Source organism: Pseudomonas sp. BIGb0381, from assembly GCF_024809815.1.
In the GTDB taxonomy this organism is placed as follows: Bacteria; Pseudomonadota; Gammaproteobacteria; order Pseudomonadales; family Pseudomonadaceae; genus Aquipseudomonas.
Window position 1 is genome coordinate 974,422 of record NZ_JANUEN010000001.1, and the last position, 18,783, is coordinate 993,204.

General features: G+C 61.0%; 14 protein-coding genes. 9 read left to right on the top strand and 5 right to left on the bottom strand.

Annotation, left to right across the window (positions count from 1 at the left end):
* Positions 1-24: 24 nt before the first annotated feature.
* Complete coding sequence (gene acnA / locus M2397_RS04640) at positions 25-2,766, bottom strand: aconitate hydratase AcnA (RefSeq protein WP_131698930.1); 2,742 nt, start codon at positions 2,764-2,766, stop codon at positions 25-27.
* 196 nt (positions 2,767-2,962) lie between these two features.
* Here acnA and rlmM point away from each other — a divergent pair, with 196 nt between their 5' ends.
* Positions 2,963-4,039 (top strand): 23S rRNA (cytidine(2498)-2'-O)-methyltransferase RlmM, encoded by a 1,077-nt coding sequence (gene rlmM / locus M2397_RS04645; RefSeq protein WP_046490414.1) that lies wholly within the window; start codon positions 2,963-2,965, stop codon positions 4,037-4,039.
* Positions 4,040-4,066: 27 nt separating this feature from the next.
* Complete coding sequence (gene tusA, locus M2397_RS04650) at positions 4,067-4,318, top strand: sulfurtransferase TusA (protein WP_131698931.1); 252 nt, start codon at positions 4,067-4,069, stop codon at positions 4,316-4,318.
* Here the strand turns inward: tusA and M2397_RS04655 are convergent.
* Complete coding sequence (locus M2397_RS04655) at positions 4,315-5,709, bottom strand: MATE family efflux transporter (protein WP_090407797.1); 1,395 nt, start codon at positions 5,707-5,709, stop codon at positions 4,315-4,317. The two genes, tusA and M2397_RS04655, sit on opposite strands and share 4 nt — an antisense overlap.
* 168 nt (positions 5,710-5,877) lie before the next feature.
* On the opposite strand from M2397_RS04655, the gene pdxB reads away from it, so the two are divergent.
* On the top strand, positions 5,878-7,023 hold the full coding sequence (gene pdxB, locus M2397_RS04660) for a 4-phosphoerythronate dehydrogenase PdxB (RefSeq protein WP_259242365.1): 1,146 nt from the start codon (positions 5,878-5,880) through the stop codon (positions 7,021-7,023).
* 54 nt (positions 7,024-7,077) lie between these two features.
* Here the strand turns inward: pdxB and M2397_RS04665 are convergent, their stop codons facing one another.
* Positions 7,078-7,251: a PA1571 family protein gene (locus M2397_RS04665; RefSeq protein ID WP_053136589.1), complete on the bottom strand. Its 174-nt coding sequence runs from the start codon at positions 7,249-7,251 to the stop codon at positions 7,078-7,080.
* A 246-nt stretch (positions 7,252-7,497) separates the two neighbouring features.
* On the opposite strand from M2397_RS04665, the gene M2397_RS04670 reads away from it, so the two are divergent.
* Positions 7,498-9,282, top strand: coding sequence for an ABC transporter transmembrane domain-containing protein (locus tag M2397_RS04670; RefSeq protein ID WP_184744247.1), 1,785 nt, complete (start codon positions 7,498-7,500; stop codon positions 9,280-9,282).
* A gap of 65 nt (positions 9,283-9,347) precedes the next feature.
* Here M2397_RS04670 and M2397_RS04675 read toward each other — a convergent pair whose 3' ends face one another.
* Positions 9,348-11,276 carry a transglycosylase SLT domain-containing protein gene (locus M2397_RS04675; RefSeq protein WP_131698934.1) on the bottom strand — a complete coding sequence of 643 codons (1,929 nt, stop codon included), beginning with the start codon at positions 11,274-11,276 and terminating at the stop codon, positions 9,348-9,350.
* A gap of 213 nt (positions 11,277-11,489) precedes the next feature.
* Here M2397_RS04675 and M2397_RS04680 point away from each other — a divergent pair, with 213 nt between their 5' ends.
* Complete coding sequence (locus M2397_RS04680; RefSeq protein WP_131698935.1) at positions 11,490-13,409, top strand: ATP-binding cassette domain-containing protein; 1,920 nt, start codon at positions 11,490-11,492, stop codon at positions 13,407-13,409.
* A gap of 135 nt (positions 13,410-13,544) precedes the next feature.
* On the opposite strand, the gene M2397_RS04685 is transcribed toward M2397_RS04680, so the two are convergent.
* A complete protein-coding gene (locus tag M2397_RS04685) occupies positions 13,545-13,985 on the bottom strand; it encodes a universal stress protein (protein ID WP_131698936.1) in 441 nt (146 codons plus the stop codon).
* A gap of 105 nt (positions 13,986-14,090) precedes the next feature.
* Here M2397_RS04685 and M2397_RS04690 point away from each other — a divergent pair, with 105 nt between their 5' ends.
* From M2397_RS04690 to M2397_RS04705, 4 genes are all read left to right on the top strand, one after another.
* A complete protein-coding gene (locus tag M2397_RS04690) occupies positions 14,091-14,528 on the top strand; it encodes a hypothetical protein (RefSeq protein WP_131698937.1) in 438 nt (145 codons plus the stop codon).
* 496 nt (positions 14,529-15,024) lie between these two features.
* Positions 15,025-17,172, top strand: a complete 2,148-nt coding sequence (gene fadB / locus M2397_RS04695) for a fatty acid oxidation complex subunit alpha FadB (RefSeq protein WP_131698938.1) — start codon at positions 15,025-15,027, stop codon at positions 17,170-17,172.
* Positions 17,173-17,201: 29 nt separating this feature from the next.
* Positions 17,202-18,377 carry an acetyl-CoA C-acyltransferase FadA gene (gene fadA / locus M2397_RS04700; protein ID WP_026136849.1) on the top strand — a complete coding sequence of 392 codons (1,176 nt, stop codon included), beginning with the start codon at positions 17,202-17,204 and terminating at the stop codon, positions 18,375-18,377.
* 97 nt (positions 18,378-18,474) lie between these two features.
* Positions 18,475-18,711, top strand: coding sequence for a DUF1653 domain-containing protein (locus tag M2397_RS04705; protein WP_184744245.1), 237 nt, complete (start codon positions 18,475-18,477; stop codon positions 18,709-18,711).
* The last annotated feature ends 72 nt before the right edge of the window (positions 18,712-18,783 follow it).

Below are 18,783 nucleotides of genomic sequence, written 5' to 3' on the forward strand. Positions count from 1 at the left end.
TCCCACATTTGATCTCCTGTGTTCTTAAGAGGCGATCAACTGCCGCAGCACATAGTGCAAAATCCCCCCCGACTTGAAGTATTCCACTTCATTCAAGGTGTCGATCCGGCACAGCACGTCGACCTTCTCGCGGCTGCCATCCTCCCGGGTAATCACCAGCGTCAGGTTCATCCGCGGCACGATCTCTACCTCGGTCAGGCCGAGAATATCGATCTTCTCCTTACCCGTAAGCTTCAGCGCCTTGCGGTTCTGATCCAGCTTGAACTGCAGCGGCAGCACGCCCATGCCCACCAGGTTGGAACGGTGAATCCGCTCGAAGCTCTCGGCGATCACCGCCTTGACCCCCAGCAGGTTGGTGCCCTTGGCTGCCCAGTCGCGGCTGGAGCCGGTGCCGTACTCCTGACCGGCGATCACCACCAGCGGTGTGCCGCAGGCCTGGTACTTCATGGCTGCATCGTAGATCGGCATTTTCTCGCCGGTGGGGATGTAGAGCGTATTGCCGCCTTCCTCGCCGCCGAGCATTTCATTGCGGATGCGGATGTTGGCAAAGGTGCCGCGCATCATCACTTCATGGTTGCCGCGGCGTGAGCCGTAGGAGTTGAAGTCACGCGGCTCTACGCCTTGCTCGCGCAGGTAGCGGCCGGCAGGGCTGTCGGCCTTGATATTGCCGGCGGGGGAGATGTGGTCGGTGGTCACCGAGTCGCCCAGCAGCGCCAGTACGTTGGCGCCCTTGACGTCTTTGATCACCGGCAGGGGTCCGGCAATGTCATCGAAGAACGGCGGGTGCTGGATGTAGGTGGAGTCTTTCTGCCACACATAGGTCGCGGCCTGTGGCACTTCAATGGCTTGCCACTGTTCGTCGCCGGCGAACACTTCGGCGTATTCCTTGTGGAACATGCCGGTGCTGACTTGCGCTACTGCGTCGGCAATCTCCTGGCTGCTCGGCCAGATGTCCTTCAAATACACCGGATTACCCTGTTGATCGTTACCCAGCGGTTCGCTGCTGATATCGATGCGTACGGTCCCCGCCAAGGCGTAGGCCACTACCAGGGGCGGCGAGGCCAGCCAGTTGGTTTTCACCAGTGGGTGCACGCGGCCTTCGAAGTTGCGGTTGCCGGACAGCACCGAGGCCACGGCGAGGTCGGCCTTCTGGATGGCTTTTTCAATCGGCTCAGGCAACGGCCCGGAGTTGCCGATGCAGGTGGTGCAGCCATAACCCACCAAGTCGAAGCCAAGTTTGTCCAGATATTGGGTGAGGCCCGCGGCCTTGTAGTAGTCGGTGACCACTTTGGAGCCGGGCGCCAGGGAGGTTTTTACCCAGGGTTTGCGCGTGAGGCCTTTCTCCACGGCTTTTTTCGCCACCAGCCCGGCGGCCATCATCACGCTGGGGTTGGACGTGTTGGTGCAGGAAGTGATGGCGGCGATCACCACGGCGCCGTTTTTCAGGCGATAGGTCTGGCCTTCGTATTCATAGTCGGTTTCGCCCACCAGGTCGGCGTTGCCCACGGCCACACCGCCGCCGCCTTCACTTTCCAGGCGGCCTTCCTCTTTGTTGGTGGGCTTGAATTGCAGGTCGAGGAAGTCGCTGAACGCCTGGCCGACGTTGGGCAGGGACACACGGTCCTGTGGACGTTTTGGCCCAGCGAGGCTGGCTTCGACGCTGCCCATGTCGAGGGCCAGGCTGTCGGTAAACACCGGCTCCTGGCCTGCATTGCGCCACAGGCCCTGGGCCTTGGTGTAGGCCTCGACGAGCTTCACGGTGGCAGCCGGGCGACCGGAGAGGCGCAGGTAGTCCAGGGTCACCTCATCCACCGGGAAAAAGCCGCAGGTGGCGCCGTATTCCGGGGCCATGTTGGCGATGGTCGCGCGGTCCGCCAGGGGCAGGTCCGCCAGGCCGTCGCCGTAGAACTCGACGAACTTACCCACCACGCCTTTCTTGCGCAGCATCTGGGTGACGGTCAGCACCAGGTCGGTGGCGGTAATGCCTTCCTTGAGCTTGCCGGTGAGCTTGAAGCCGATCACTTCCGGGATCAGCATCGACACCGGTTGGCCGAGCATCGCCGCTTCCGCTTCGATCCCGCCCACGCCCCAGCCGAGCACGCCGAGGCCGTTGATCATGGTGGTGTGGGAGTCGGTGCCCACCAGGGTGTCGGGGAAGGCGTAGGTGCGGCCGTCCTCGTCCTTGGTCCACACGGTGCGGCCCAGGTATTCGAGGTTGACCTGGTGGCAGATGCCGGTGCCCGGCGGTACCACGCTGAAGTTGTCGAAGGCACTCTGGCCCCAGCGCAGGAAGGCGTAGCGTTCGCCGTTGCGCTGCATTTCGATGTCGACGTTCTGCTCGAAGGCGTCGGCGTTGCCGAACTTGTCGACCATCACCGAGTGGTCGATCACCAGGTCCACGGGCGAGAGTGGGTTGATGCGCTGCGGGTCGCCCCCGGCCTTGGCCACGGCGGCGCGCATGGCGGCCAGGTCGACCACGGCGGGTACGCCGGTAAAGTCCTGCATCAGGACGCGGGCGGGGCGGTACTGGATCTCGCGGTCGGACTGGCGCTCTTTGAGCCAGGCGGCAATGGCCTTGAGGTCGGCGCCGGTGACGGTCTTGTTGTCTTCCCAGCGCAGCAGGTTCTCCAGCAGCACCTTGAGGGACATCGGCAGCTTGTCCAGGTCACCCAGGCTCTTGGCGGCCTCGGGCAGGCTGAAATAGTGGTAGGTCTTGTCGTCGATTTCTAAAGTTTTAAGGGTTCTCAGGCTATCAAGGGATGACATTACATGACTCCTTATGGTCCGCACGGCTACGGACCTGACGGGACGAACAGAGCTTTCAAACTAGCGCTGTTTTCAGTAGCTGGCTAATTACTGGACTCTATGGACAGAACCAAGGTTCCGAACTCGGCTATCATGCGCGCGTTTTCATGACAGGCATTGCGATAGCGCGACGTCAGTTGAGTCACCAGGAGAGTCGATGAACACCCTTTTTATGCACTGCCGCCCGGGTTTTGAGGGCGAAGTCTGTTCCGAGATCGCGGAACACGCCGCGCGCCTGAACGTTTCCGGCTACGCCAAGGCCAAGACCGGCAGCGCCTGCGCCGAATTTGTCTGCACCGAAGAAGACGGCGCCCAGCGCCTGATGCACGGCCAGCGCTTTGCCGAGCTGATCTTCCCGCGGCAGTGGGCGCGCGGGGTGTTTATCGACCTGCCGGAAACCGACCGTATCAGCGTGATCCTCGCTCACCTGCGTGAATTCCCGGTGTGCGGCAGCCTGTGGCTGGAGATGGTCGACACCAATGACGGCAAGGAACTCTCGAACTTCTGCAAGAAATTCGAAGTGCACCTGCGCAAAGCCTTGTTGAACGCCGGCAAGCTGGTGGACGACCCGAGCAAGCCGCGCCTGCTGCTGACCTTCAAAAGCGGCCGCGAAGTGTTCATGGGCCTGGCCGAGTCGAATAACTCGGCGATGTGGCCGATGGGCATCCCGCGGTTGAAATTCCCCCGGGACGCGCCCAGCCGCTCGACCCTGAAGCTGGAAGAGGCCTGGCACCACTTTATCCCCCGCGACCAATGGGACGAGCGCCTGCATGGCGACATGACCGGCGTCGATCTGGGTGCGGCCCCTGGTGGCTGGACCTGGCAACTGGTCAACCGTGGCATGCTGGTGACCGCCATCGACAACGGCCCCATGGCCGAAAGCTTGATGGACACCGGCCTGGTGCAGCACCTGATGGCCGACGGCTTTACCTTCGTGCCCAAGCAGCCGGTGGACTGGATGGTGTGCGACATCGTCGAAAAGCCGGCGCGCAATGCGGCGCTGCTTGAGACCTGGATCGGCGAAGGGTATTGCCGCGAGGCGGTGGTGAACCTGAAGTTGCCGATGAAACAGCGTTACGCCGAGGTCAAGCGCCTGCTGGAACGTATCGAGGACGGTTTCAAGGCGCGCGGCATTCGGGTGGAGATCGGCTGCAAACAGCTGTATCACGACCGTGAAGAAGTGACCTGCCACCTGCGTCGGCTGGTGGATGTGAAGAAAACCAAGGCCCGCTAAACTGAGCGCCGGTTTCAGGAGTAGACAATGAGCGATATTTTCCACACCGCCGTTGATGGCACCCTCGACGCAACGGGCCTCAACTGCCCTGAGCCGGTGATGATGCTGCACCAGCACATCCGCGACCTGCCGCCCGGAGGCTTGCTCAAGGTGATCGCGACCGACCCGTCAACGCGCCGCGATATTCCCAAGTTCTGCGTGTTCCTTGACCATGAACTGGTGGATCAGCAGGAGCAGGCCGGTACGTACTTGTACTGGATCCGCAAAAAGGCCGATTAACCCCGCGCCTTCTCCAGGCGAATGCGCCGGCGTGCACTGCGCGCCAGGCGCACCAGCAGCATCCCCGCCGCACAGCTCAACCCCACGATCAGCCCTTGCCACAAACCGCTCGGCCCGCTGGGTTCGCCCAGCCAGTGAGTCAGCCCCAGGGCGTAACCCACCGGCAGCCCCACGCCCCAGTAGGCAAACAAGGTCAGCACCATGGTGACGCGGGTGTCCTGGTAGCCACGTAGGGCGCCGGCAGCGGTGACCTGAATCGAGTCACTGAACTGGAACAGCGCTGAAAACACGATCAGCGTCGATGCCAGATGAATGACGATGGGGTCCGGGGTGTAGATCGCCGCAATCTGCTCGCGAAACACCAGCATCAGGCTGCAGGACAGGCAGGCGTACGCCAGCGCCGTGCCCATGCCGACCCCGGCGGCAAAACGTGCTTCCCGCGCCTCGCCTCGCCCCAGGGCCTGGCCGACGCGCACAGTGACGGCCATGCTCAGGGAGTAGGGGATCATGAACACCAATGAGCTGACGTTCAGCGCGATCTGGTGCCCCGACACAACCGTGGCGCCCAGGCTGCCGAGCAGCAGGGCGATGACGGCAAAGATGCTCGATTCGGCAAAGATCGCGATGCCAATCGGCAGGCCAATTCCCAATACGCGCTTGATTACCGACCACTGCGGCCAGTCGAAGCGCTTGAACAGTTCACTGCTCTGGTAGGCCGCCCCCCAGCGGGTCCAGGCGGCCATGCCGAGCATCATCACCCACATTGCAATCGCCGTGGCCCAGCCGCAGCCCACGCCGCCCATGGCCGGTAAGCCCAGGTGACCGTAGATGAAGATGTAGTTGAGCGGGACATTCAGCGCCAACCCGCACAGGCCCATGGCCATGCTGGGCAGGGTGCGGCCCAGGCCGTCGCTGAAACAGCGCAGCACGTAATACAGGGCAACGGCCGGCATCCCTGCGGCGATGCCATGCAGGTAGCCCATGGTGGGGGCGATAAGCTCGGGTTCAACCTTCATGGCATGCAGGATCGGCTCGGCGCAGAGCAGCAGCAGCGAGCCGATGATGCCGACCACCACGGCCAGCCACAATGACTGACGCACCAACGGCCCGATTTCACCATAGTGGCCCGCACCGTAGCGTTGGGCGACTTTCGGCGTGGTGGCCAACAGCGTACCGGTCATCAGCAGGTACACCGGAATCCAGATCGAGTTGCCCAGGCCCACCGCCGCCAGGTCCTGGGGGCTGACGCGGCCGGCCATCACCGCGTCGACAAAGCTCATGAAGGTGGTTGCCAGTTGGCCGATCATGATCGGCAGTGCGAGGGTCATCAGGCCACCCACTTCCCGGCTGATGCGGGCGGGGCGGGTAAGGGGGGCAGTGGCAGTGTTCACGTACGGGTGTCCAATAGAGAAGGCGCAAGGCCGGCGGATTCTACGCCTTGACGTAATGGTCAGGAAAAAACCTGTGTTAGCGATTTGTAAGCAAGCGGTCGTGCCACCGCCCCTCCCACATTGAAGATCGCATCCCTGTACACTGCTGATCCGCCAAAGGAGCCTGCCATGCTGATTGTTGCCGACGAAAATATTCCGCTGCTCGATGAGTTCTTCCAAGGATTTGGCGAGATTCGCCGAGTGTCCGGCCGTTCCATCGACCGTGCCACCGTCGAACAGGCCGATGTACTGCTGGTGCGCTCGGTGACCAACGTCAACCGCGCCCTGCTGGACGGCACGAAGGTGCGTTTTGTCGGCACCTGCACCATCGGCACCGACCACCTCGACCTCGATTACTTCAAGCAGGCCGGTATCCAGTGGTCCAGCGCCCCCGGCTGCAATGCCCGTGGCGTGGTGGACTATGTGCTGGGCAGCCTGCAAACCCTGGCCGAGATCGAAGGCGCCGACCTCAATCAGCGTACCTATGGCGTCGTCGGCGCCGGTGAAGTGGGCGGGCGACTGATCGAAGTGCTCAAGGGCCTGGGCTGGAACGTGCTGGTCTGCGACCCGCCGCGACAGATCGCCGAAGACGGCGACTACGTCAGCCTTGAGCAGATCATCGAGCAATGCGATGTGATCAGCCTGCACACGCCGTTGACCAAGTCCGGCAATGGTTCCACCTGGCACCTGTTTGATCGCGAGCGGCTCAGCCGCCTCAAGCCCGGCACCTGGCTGATCAATGCCAGCCGTGGCCCGGTGGTCGACAACGCCGCCCTGCGCGACGTGCTGCTTGCGCGTGAAGACCTGCAAGCGGTGCTGGACGTGTGGGAAGGCGAGCCCGAGGTGGACGTCGACCTCGCCGACCTGTGTGTGTTGGCCACCCCGCACATTGCCGGTTATAGCCTTGACGGCAAGCAGCGCGGTACGGCGCAGATCTATCAGGCGTTCTGCGCGTACCTGGGCCAGGAGCAGAGCATTCAGTTGAGCGACTTGTTGCCGCAACCGTGGCTGGCCGAAGTGCATTTGAACGCATCGACCGACCCGGCCTGGGCACTCGCGACGTTGTGCCGCAGCGTGTACGACCCGCGCCGTGATGATGCGGATTTCCGCCGTAGCCTGGTGGGTGCCATCGAAGAACAACGCAAGGCGTTCGACTTGCTGCGCAAGCATTATCCGGAGCGTCGTGAAATCGATGGCTTGAAGGTGCGCATTGTGAATGGGGATTCGGCGGTGTTGGCGAGCATCGTGTCCGCATTGGGCGCGGCAACCGTTTAAACACCGAATAAAAAACCCGGCCACCTGGGCCGGGTTTGAAAGAGCGTGGGCGCTTCAGCCTTGCTGGGCAGGCTTGACCAGTCGCTGTTCCAGCTCGCGGCACGCTTGCTGGATCATCTCTTCGGTAATCTGCACTTCGCGGCCCTGGGCGTCGATCACGGAGCAAGGCAACTGCTGTGGCTGGCGGATTACTTCAATTTTGGCATCGCTGCTATTTTGCAAGGTCATGGCCTGTCTCCTCATCAGGTTGTGTACCTACTGTATAACCCCCGAGTGACCGCGCTGTTACAACTCCTTACGAGATCACCAGTTCGAACATCCAGTCCACCAGAAACCGCTAAGGATTTCCAGCCGGGCGTTAGACCGATAGCCTCTAGGGGTCAGCATCGGTGGGCATAATTAACCTGACTCATTGTTATTCGCCCAAGTTCCCCCCATGTAAGCAGGCAGGTACCAACCCTTTCCGATCAGGTGATGCCCCTCATGTTCTCAGTCCGTCAACGCCGCGCGATTCGTCTGGCCAGTCGCTTTATCGCGCCCTATCGCTGGCAGGCACTGGGTGCCCTGATGGCGCTTATCGTCACCGCCGGCATCACCTTATCCATGGGCCAGGGCATTCGCCTGCTGGTGGACCAGGGCTTCATGACACAGTCGCCGCACCTGCTCAACCAATCCATCGGCCTGTTCATGGTGTTGGTGCTGGGCTTGGCCGTGGGCACGTTTGCGCGGTTTTACCTGGTGTCGTGGATCGGTGAGCGGGTGGTGGCGGACATTCGCCGGCAGGTCTTCAACCACCTGATCTACCTGCACCCGGGTTTCTACGAAAACAACCGCAGCTCGGAAATCCAATCACGGCTGACCACCGACACCACCTTGCTGCAATCGGTGATCGGCTCGTCGCTGTCGCTGTTCCTGCGTAATGCCTTGATGGTGATCGGCGGCATCGTGCTGTTGTTCATCACTAACCCCAAGCTCACCAGCATCGTGGTGGTGGCGCTGCCGTTGGTACTGGCGCCGATCCTGATCTTCGGTCGTCGTGTACGCAGCTTGTCGCGCCTGAGCCAGGACCGTATTGCCGATGTGGGCAGCTACGTGTCCGAGACCCTCGGCCAGATCAAGACCGTGCAGGCCTATAACCATCAGGTGCAGGACGAGCAGCGCTTTGCCGTGACCGTGGAAGAGGCGTTCTCCACCGCACGCAAACGCATCGCGCAGCGCGCCTGGTTGATCACCCTGGTGATCATGCTGGTGCTGGGTGCGGTGGGCGTGATGCTCTGGGTCGGCGGCATGGACGTGATCAGCGGGCGCATTTCCGGCGGTGAGCTGGCCGCATTTGTGTTCTACAGCCTGATCGTCGGCAGCGCCGTCGGTACCCTCAGCGAAGTCCTCGGTGAATTGCAACGTGCCGCCGGTGCGGCGGAGCGCATTGGTGAGCTGTTGCAGTCGAGCAACGAGATCCAGGCGCCGGCCACGGGCAAAGTGCAGTTGCCGGAGCGTGTCAGCGGTCGCATGGAGCTGCAGGACCTGCGCTTTTCCTACCCTTCACGGCCGGACAGCTATGCCATCGACGGCTTGAGCCTGACCATCAACCCTGGCGAAACCCTGGCGCTGGTGGGCCCGTCCGGTGCGGGCAAGTCGACGATTTTTGACCTGTTGCTGCGCTTCTACGATCCGCAGCAAGGCCGCATCCTGCTGGAAGGCCAGGCGTTGACCGATCTCGATCCCCTGGACCTGCGCCGCCACTTCGCCCTGGTGTCTCAGAGCCCGGCGCTGTTTTTCGGCAGCGTTGAGGAGAACATCCGCTACGGCAACCCGACGGCCACTCGCGAGCAAGTCGAAGCCGCCGCCCGTATTGCCCACGCCCACGATTTCATCCTGCAAATGCCCGATGGCTATCAGACCCACCTCGGCGACGGCGGCATGGGCCTCTCCGGCGGCCAACGCCAACGCCTGGCGATTGCCCGCGCGTTGTTGGTAGACGCGCCGATCCTGCTGCTGGACGAAGCCACCAGCGCCCTGGATGCCCAGAGTGAACACCTGATCCAGCAAGCGTTGCCGCAGTTGATGCAAGGGCGCACCACGCTGGTCATCGCCCACCGTTTGGCGACCGTGAAGCATGCGGACCGGATTGCAGTAATGGACCAGGGCAAGCTGGTGGCGGTGGGGACGCACCAGCAGCTGATTGCGAGCAACCCACTGTATGCGCGGTTGGCGGCGTTGCAGTTCAGTGATGGGGTTGAGGAAAGTCTCGAACACTGAATATTGGTGCCCATAAAAAATGCCCGCATCTCTCAATGCGGGCATTTTCATTTCTGCTTCAAACCTTACTGATCATCAAAGTACCGCTCATGCCAATCCACCAACGGCTGTGGCGAGTTGAGCTTCTGCCCGTAGATCACTGAATAAGACAGCACGTTCTGCACATACTGGCGGGTTTCGTCGAACGGGATGCTTTCCACCCATACGTCGAAACTCAGGTGGTCGGCGCCGCGCAGCCATTGGCGCACGCGGCCGGGGCCGGCGTTGTAGGCGGCAGAGGCGAGGACGCGGTTGCCGTTGAACTGGCTGTGCACCTGGCTCAGGTAAGCGGCGCCGAGCTGGATGTTTTTGTCCGGGTCCAGCACCTGGGCGGGGGAGGCCAGGGGGATGCTGAACTTGCGCGCGGTGTCCTTGGCGGTGCCGGGCATCAGTTGCATCAGGCCGCTGGCGCCGACGCCGGAGCGCGCGTCGTCCATGAAGGCACTTTCCTGGCGGGTGATGGCGAATACCCAGCTGGAATGCAGGCCACGGACCTTGGCTTCGCGCACCAGGGTGTCGCGGTGGGCCATCGGGAAGCGGATGTCCAGGTCATCCCAGTACTGCGCCTGGCTGATGGTGCGGATCGCCGGGAAGTACCACTTCATGTCGTAGGCCAGCTTGGCCTGGGCAACCATTTCGTCACGGTTGAAGTGGCGGCTGACGTAGTACCACTCGCGGCGGCCATCCACTATCTGACCACGGGCATAGAACTCAAGGGCACGGCGCACGCCGGGGGTGTTACGCACCTTGTTGATCAGTGCCTGGCTCATCACCAACGGCTTGTTGTTCAGCTGGTACGGCGCTTTGGAGCGGTCTGCTGCGAGGAAGCCGTAGAAGTCACGCTCCCGTGACAGGTTCTTGTACAGCACCAGGGCCTGCGGGTTTTTCGGCTCGGCCAGTTCCAAGCTGCGGGCCTGCCAGTAGCGCCAGCGGTTGGTGGTGGCCAAATCCTGCGGGAGTTTGCGCGTCAGTTGGTAGGCATCTTCCCAGCGGGCCAGGCGCAACAGCAGGCGCAGGCGCCATTCGGACACGGTGTTGTCGCGCAACTCGGGGTCGTACTTGGTCATCACCTCAAGCGCGCGCGGGTCGAAGCGCTTGGCCAGGGTCAGGCCGATTTCACGGGCAATTGCCACTTTTTCGTCACGGGAGAAGTGCATGCTGCTCGCGTAACCGTCGAGCAGGGCCATGGCCTTGTCCGGGTCCTGGCGTGCCAGGCGGCGCAGGCCCAGGCCAACGGCGTCAGACATCGCCTCCGTGGCCGGCAGGAAGCGCGACGGGTCGCTGAGCATGCCGGGCTTTTGCGCCACGTCCACCATCAGGCGGCCCTGGGTACCCAGGGTCGGCAGGGTTTTTACCAGGCTGTTGGCCAGCGCGTAGTTGCGTGCTTCAGCGGCGAGTTTGGCGCGGTCCCAGATTTTTTGTTCGGTGAGTTGGCCGTCGGCGGCCCACTGGCCGAAGGTGGCATCACAGGCGGCCGGCTGGGATTTGCCGGTCATCCAGAGTTTTTCGGTGGTTTTGTAGCCTTCAGCCTTCAAGTTGTGGGTCAGCTGGAACTGGCCATGCAGGCAGTCCAGCTCAACGAAGTTGAGCTTGGGGTCGTAGTACTTTTCAAAGGTCTGCCAGTCGCCACGGTCGGCCAACCAGCGCAACCAACGCAGTTTCATCCAGTTGGCCTGGGGCAGGTCGCCGTTTTTGGCGAGGAATTGTTCGATTTCCTCGTTGCTGGCGGTCTTCAACCGGGCGGTCAGTTCGTCGTAGGCCAGGTAGGGCGTCAGCGGGTAGTCGGCCAGGGCCTGGCTGTATTGCATGTAGGGGCCCGTATCGCCCTTGGCCAGGGCGCGTTTGGCTTCATCGTAATATTGACGTTGGGTGGTGAGGTCCACGGCCTGGGCGGATTGAACGGCGGTGGCGGAAAGAAGCAGACAAGATAAAAAGTTGAAAAGGCGACTGCGCATGAGACGTCCGTGCAGAGAAATCACGACTAGCACCGGCACCGCCGACACTGATTGCCCCTAGCTTAGCCTTTTGCCAGCGGCCGGCGAAAGCTTTGCCAGTGGGTTCGTTCAAGTTCGCCGGAAATGTCCTACAGAACGTGTCGGTAGAGAAAATGCTGGCCGCATCCCCCCCTCAAGTCAGGTAGAATGCGCGCCCAGTTTTTGGAGAAGCGTATGACCCTGCTCAAATTCAGCGATGTGTCCCTTGCTTTCGGCGCTATGCCGTTGTTGGACAAGGTGTCCTGGCAGATCGCCCGTGGTGAGCGGGTGTGCATCATCGGCCGCAATGGCACCGGCAAGTCCAGCATGATGAAGCTGGTAAAAGGCGACCAGAAGCCCGATGACGGCTCCGTATGGCGCGCCCCGGGCCTCAAGATTGGCGAATTGCCGCAGGAATTGCCGGTGGCCGACGGACGGACCGTGTTCGACGTGGTTGCCGAAGGCCTGGACGGTGTCGGTGAGTTGCTTGCGCAATACCATCACCTGGCGCAGAACTGCGTCACCGAAGCGGACCTGGACAAGCTGATGCATGTCCAGCAGGACCTCGAAGCCCGTGACGGCTGGCGCCTGCAGCAACTGGTCGACAGCACCCTGAGCCGCCTGCAATTGCCGGCCGACAAGACCCTCGCCGAGTTGTCCGGCGGCTGGCGTCGTCGTGTGCTGCTGGCCCAGGCCCTGGTGTCCGAGCCGGATCTGCTGCTGCTCGACGAGCCGACCAACCACCTGGACATCGGCGCCATCGCCTGGCTGGAAGAAGCCCTCAAGGATTTCCAGGGCGCCGTGCTGTTCATCACGCACGACCGTTCCTTCCTGCAAAACCTCGCCACGCGCATCCTCGAACTGGACCGTGGTGGCCTGATCGACTGGAACGGCGACTACGCCAGCTTCCTGGTGCACAAGGAAGCTGCGCTGTCCGCCGAAGAAACCGCCAACGCCCTGTTCGACAAGAAACTGGCCCAGGAAGAAGTCTGGATCCGCCAGGGCATCAAGGCGCGCCGCACCCGTAACGAAGGCCGCGTGCGTGCCCTCAAGGCCCTGCGCGTTGAGCGCAGCGAACGTCGCGAGCGCACCGGCAAGGCCAATATCCAGCTGGATACCGCCGATAAGTCGGGCAAGCAGGTCATGGTGCTCGAGAACGTCAGCTTCCATCACCCGGATGGCCCGTTCCTGATCAAGGACTTCTCGATGGTCTTGCAGCGCGGCGACCGTATCGGCCTGTTGGGCGCCAACGGTACCGGCAAGACCACCTTGCTCAAACTGATGCTCAATGGCCTGAAACCGACCAGCGGCACCGTGGAAGAAGGCACGCGCATCGACGTGGCCTACTTCGACCAGTTGCGCCATCAGTTGGACCTGGAAAAAACCGTGATCGATAACGTCGCCGAAGGCCGCGACTTTATCGACATCGACGGCCAGAGCCGCCACGTACTCAGCTACCTGGGCGACTTCCTGTTCAGCCCGCAGCGTGCGCGTACGCCAGTGAAAGCCTTGTCCGGTGGCGAGCGTGCGCGCCTGCTGCTGGCCAAGCTGTTCAGCAAGCCGGCCAACCTGCTGGTGCTCGACGAACCGACCAACGACCTCGACGTGGAAACCCTCGAGCTGCTGGAAGAGGTTCTGCTTACCTTCAACGGCACCGTGCTGATGGTCAGCCACGACCGGGCATTCCTCGACAACGTAGTCACCAGCACCCTGGTCTTCGAAGGTGAAGGCAAGGTGCGTGAATACGTCGGTGGTTACCAGGACTGGCTGCGCCAGGGCGGCTCACCGCGCCTGTTGGGCGTGACAGAGAGCAAGTCCGGCAAGGCCGACCTGACCTCCGCTGTGGTGGCTCCGGTGGAAGCTGCTGCACCGGCCCAGGAAGCTGCACCGGCCGCCAAAAAGAAACTCAGCTACAAGCTGCAGCGTGAGCTGGAAGCCTTGCCGGGTGATATCGACGCCAAGGAACAGCAGATCGCAACGGTAGAAGCGGAAATGGCTGACGCGGGTTTCTACCTGCGTCCCGCGGCGGAAACCGCCAAGGTCATCGCCTCCCTGGAGACGTTGAACCAGGAGCTGGAAGTGCTGGTTGAGCGTTGGGCTGAGTTGGATGCCTGAGTGACTTTTGCGCAATAAAAAAGCCCGGCGCTCTTGTATGAGCGCCGGGCTTTTTCATATGAAATGCGCTTCAAATGTGGGAGGGGGCAAGCCGAATCGTCGCACCGCCCCTCCCACATTTGGTCTTCAGCGTCTTTAAGTATTTTTAACCAGTTTCACCGCCAACACATCGCACGGCGCACCGTGCAGCACATCATTGGCAGTAGAGCCCAGCAGCAACGCCAAACCGTGACGGCCATGGCTGCCGACCACAATCAGGTCGCAATGCTGTTCCTTAGCCAGGTGATGGATTTCCTGGCGGGGCTGGCCGTAGGTGAGGTGGGAATTTTCCTTGGTCACTTCGGGGTATTTGACGATCAAGCGGTCAAGGCGCTCCTTGGCCTGGTCGAACTGTTGTTGCTGCAATTGGGAAAGGTCCATGGGCACGTCGCCGCCAAAGGCCATGGCCATGGGTTCCACGATATGCACCAGGGACAGTTTCGCGCCACTGGCGACCGCGAAGGCGCGGGCGCGCTTGATCACTGGATCGCACTCTTCGGTCAGGTCTACGGCGACCAGAATATGTTCGTAGGACATGGGGCGTTCCTCCAGGGGACTGCAATAGATTCAGTATGGCTGCTTTCAAGCGGATAGGGTTGTGTCAGGTCAAATCCGCTCATCAGAAAAATCGGGAGTACACATATGACGGTCTGGATAGTGGTGTCAATCCTTGTCGTGGTTCTGAGCCCTCTGGCATGGCTGCGTCCATCGCGCCATCAGAGCGGGCGCATGGCCCTGCGCATGGAGGCACGCCGCATCGGCCTGGCCATGCAACTGGCGCCCCAGGAGTGGCCGCACTGGCTCAAGCAAGAGCCGCCGAGCCCGTGTGCGCAGTACTGTCGGCCTCGACGCGGCAGCACGCCGGCCGTTTGGAGTTACTGGCAACTGGAGCCGGGCGTGTGGGTCAATCAGTGGCGAGAAGTGTGTGTCGATGAGAAGTTGTTGCCGCATTTTGCAACGCTGCCGGCGAATGTCTACAAGGTCGAGGCTGACAAGCAAATGATCGCCCTTTACTGGGGCGAGAAGGGCGAGGCGAGCGACCTGCTGGCCATTGATAAATTGCTCAAGGCCCTGGCCTGATGCTTCGGTGTTAAACGCCAGGCAATAAAAAGCCCGAAAGCATCATCGGGCTGGAGTTGGCCAGGCAGGCCGGTAAATCTGTGTTTCCCGCGTCGGATGTTCATCCAGACGCGTTATGGTTGTCGCTAGCCTAGCGGCATATCCCGATCTGTACAGCGGTTTCCCCTATCTTTTTCATTATTGATTTCGTGAATAGTTGAATATTGACGAATCGCGGGCCTGGCCGTGGGGTTCTGAAATGACTGGAAAGTCGCGTTTTTCCTAGCGCTTTCGAGCGATTGACAATTGCTCGGAATTGGATGAAGGTGGCGTACCCAAATCAAACGGGCGTATGAATTGAGCGTTTGTCTGTCAGACCGCTCATACAGAACCCCGACTATCGCATTGGCGGGTGTGCCTGGCGGATTGGCCTGAGCATTGACGAAATTATCAATGTCCAAGCATAGGCCAGCGTCCAATGTGTACTGTTCAGCTTCCATATCGTGGAGATCAGTTGATGATTTACGAAGGTAAAGCCATCACGGTTAAGGCTCTTGAAAGTGGCATCGTCGAACTGAAGTTCGACCTCAAGGGTGAGTCCGTCAACAAGTTCAACCGTCTAACCCTGAACGAACTGCGTCAGGCCGTAGACACCATCAAGGCTGATGCATCGATCAAAGGCGTGATCGTCTCCAGCGGCAAGGACGTGTTCATCGTCGGCGCTGACATCACCGAATTCGTCGACAACTTCAAGCTGCCCGATGCCGAGCTGGTGGCTGGCAACCTCGAAGCCAACAAGATTTTCAGCGATTTCGAAGACCTCAACGTACCGACCGTTGCCGCGATCAATGGCATCGCGCTGGGCGGCGGCCTGGAAATGTGCCTGGCGGCGGACTTCCGCGTCATGGCGGCCACTGCCAAAATCGGTCTGCCTGAAGTCAAACTGGGCATCTACCCAGGCTTCGGCGGCACCGTTCGCTTGCCGCGCATCATTGGTGCCGACAACGCCATCGAGTGGATTGCCGCCGGTAAGGAAAACCGTGCTGATGACGCACTGAAAGTCGGTGCCGTCGACGCCGTGGTGGCTCCGGACAAACTGGCCGAAGCCGCGCTGAACCTGATCAAGGGCGCCATCAGCGGCGAATTTGACTACAAGGCCAAGCGTCAGCCGAAGCTGGAAAAACTCAAGCTCAACGCCATCGAACAAATGATGTCGTTCGAAACCGCCAAGGGTTTCGTGGCTGGCCAGGCCGGCCCGAACTACCCGGCGCCGGTTGAAGCGATCAAGACCATCCAGAAGGCCGCGAACTTCGGTCGCGACAAAGCCTTGGAAGTGGAAGCTGCGGGCTTCGTCAAACTGGCCAAGACCTCGGCGGCCCAGAGCCTGATCGGCCTGTTCCTGAACGACCAGGAACTGAAGAAAAAGGCCAAGGCCTACGACGAAATCGCCAAGGACGTGAAGCAGGCTGCCGTCCTCGGCGCCGGTATCATGGGCGGCGGTATCGCCTATCAGTCGGCGTCTAAAGGCACGCCGATCCTGATGAAGGACATCAACGAGCACGGGATCGAACAGGGCCTGGCCGAAGCCGCCAAGCTGCTGGTTGGCCGCGTTGATAAAGGTCGCATGACGGCTGCGAAGATGGCTGAAGTGCTTAACGGCATCCGTCCTACGCTGTCCTACGGCGATTTCGGCCATGTCGACCTGGTGGTCGAAGCGGTTGTCGAGAATCCGAAGGTCAAGCAGGCGGTACTGGCTGAAGTTGAAGGCCACGTTAAAGACGACACCATCCTGGCGTCTAACACCTCGACCATTTCCATTTCGCTGCTGGCCAAGGCCCTCAAGCGTCCGGAAAACTTCGTCGGCATGCACTTCTTCAACCCGGTGCACATGATGCCGCTGGTGGAAGTGATCCGTGGCGAGAAGTCCAGCGAGCTGGCGATTGCCACCACCGTTGCCTACGCCAAGAAAATGGGCAAGAACCCGATCGTGGTCAACGACTGCCCAGGCTTCCTGGTCAACCGCGTGCTGTTCCCGTACTTCGGCGGTTTCGCCAAGCTGGTGAGTGCCGGTGTGGACTTCGTGCGCATCGACAAGGTCATGGAAAAATTCGGCTGGCCAATGGGCCCGGCGTACCTGATGGACGTGGTCGGCATCGACACCGGCCACCACGGTCGTGACGTGATGGCTGAAGGCTTCCCGGACCGCATGAAAGACGACCGCCGCTCCGCGATCGACGCGCTCTACGAGGCCAAGCGCCTGGGCCAGAAGAACGGCAAAGGCTTCTACGCCTACGAGGCGGACAAGAAGGGCAAGCAGAAGAAAGTGGCCGACCCTTCGGTGCACGAAGTACTCGCGCCGGTCATCTACGAGCAGCGTGAGGTGTCCGACGAGGACATCATCAACTGGATGATGATCGCCCTGTGCCTGGAAACCGTGCGTTGCCTGGAAGACGGCATCGTTGAAACCGCCGCCGAAGCCGATATGGGCCTGGTGTACGGTATTGGTTTCCCTCCGTTCCGTGGTGGTGCACTGCGTTACATCGACTCGATCGGTGTGGCCGAGTTCGTTGCCCTGGCTGATCAATACGCTGATCTGGGCCCGCTGTACCACCCGACCGCGAAGCTGCGTGAAATGGCCAAAAACGGCCAGAGCTTCTTCGGTTAAGCGCCCAGACGACTAGAGCGAGAATATTTATGAGCTTGAATCCAAGAGACGTGGTGATTGTCGACTTCGGTCGCACACCGATGGGCCGCTCCAAGGGCGGCATGCACCGCAACACCCGTGCCGAAGACATGTCGGCGCACCTGATCAGCAAGCTGCTGGAACGCAACGTCAAGGTCGACCCGAACGAAGTCGAAGACGTGATCTGGGGCTGCGTCAACCAGACCCTGGAGCAGGGCTGGAACATCGCGCGCATGGCGTCGCTGATGACGCAGATCCCGCACACGGCTGCCGGCCAGACCGTCAGCCGCCTGTGTGGCTCGTCCATGAGCGCGCTGCACACCGCCGCCCAGGCGATCATGACCGGTAACGGTGACGTGTTCGTGGTCGGTGGCGTGGAGCACATGGGCCACGTCAGCATGATGCACGGTGTCGATCCGAACCCGCATATGTCGCTGTACGCGGCAAAAGCCTCGGGCATGATGGGCCTGACCGCGGAAATGCTCGGCAAGATGCATGGCATTACCCGTGAAGCCCAGGACGCGTTCGGCGTGCGTTCCCACCAGCTCGCCCACAAGGCGACCGTGGAAGGCAAGTTCAAGGATGAAATCATCCCGATGAACGGCTACGACGAGAACGGTTTCCTCAAGCTGTTCGACTACGACGAAACCATTCGTCCGGATACCACTCTGGAAAGCCTGGCGGCCCTCAAGCCTGCCTTCAATCCGAAGGGCGGCACCGTGACCGCCGGCACTTCGTCGCAAATCACCGATGGCGCTTCGTGCATGATCGTGATGTCGGCTCAGCGTGCCCAGGACCTGGGTATCCAGCCGCTGGCGGTGATTCGCTCGATGGCCGTGGCGGGTGTGGACCCGGCAATCATGGGCTATGGTCCAGTACCGGCGACACAAAAAGCCTTGAAGCGCGCAGGCCTGACTATCTCCGATATCGACTTCTTCGAGCTCAACGAAGCTTTCGCCGCACAGGCCCTGCCGGTGTTGAAAGATCTGAAAGTGCTCGACAAGATGAATGAGAAGGTTAACCTGCACGGCGGTGCGATTGCCCTGGGCCACCCATTTGGTTGCTCCGGTGCACGTATTTCCGGCACTTTGCTGAACGTGATGAAGCAAAATGGCGGTAACCTTGGGGTTGCAACCATGTGCATTGGTCTCGGCCAAGGCATTTCCACCGTCTTCGAACGCGTCTAAGCGTTGAGTTGACGGAAGCCGGGGCCCAGTGCCCCGGTTTTTGTTTTTTGGAATTTTTAATATTTTTTTTTAACAAATTTTGTAAGGGGGCCAGAGCATGAAAGTCGAACCAGGGCTCTACCAGCATTATAAAGGTCCGCAGTACCGCGTTTTCAGCGTGGCACGGCATTCCGAGACCGAAGAGGAAGTGGTGTTCTACCAAGCACTGTATGGCGATTACGGCTTTTGGGTGCGCCCCGTGAGCATGTTCCTGGAGACCGTCGAAGTTGACGGTGAGCAGGTGCCGCGCTTTGCTTTGGTCCAGGCCGAACCCAGCCTTTTTTCAGGGCAATAACGGCAGGTCGCGCAGAATGCTGCGCTTGACCTCACCTTGTTGCCACTATATATAGCGTTGCCGCGTCAGGCG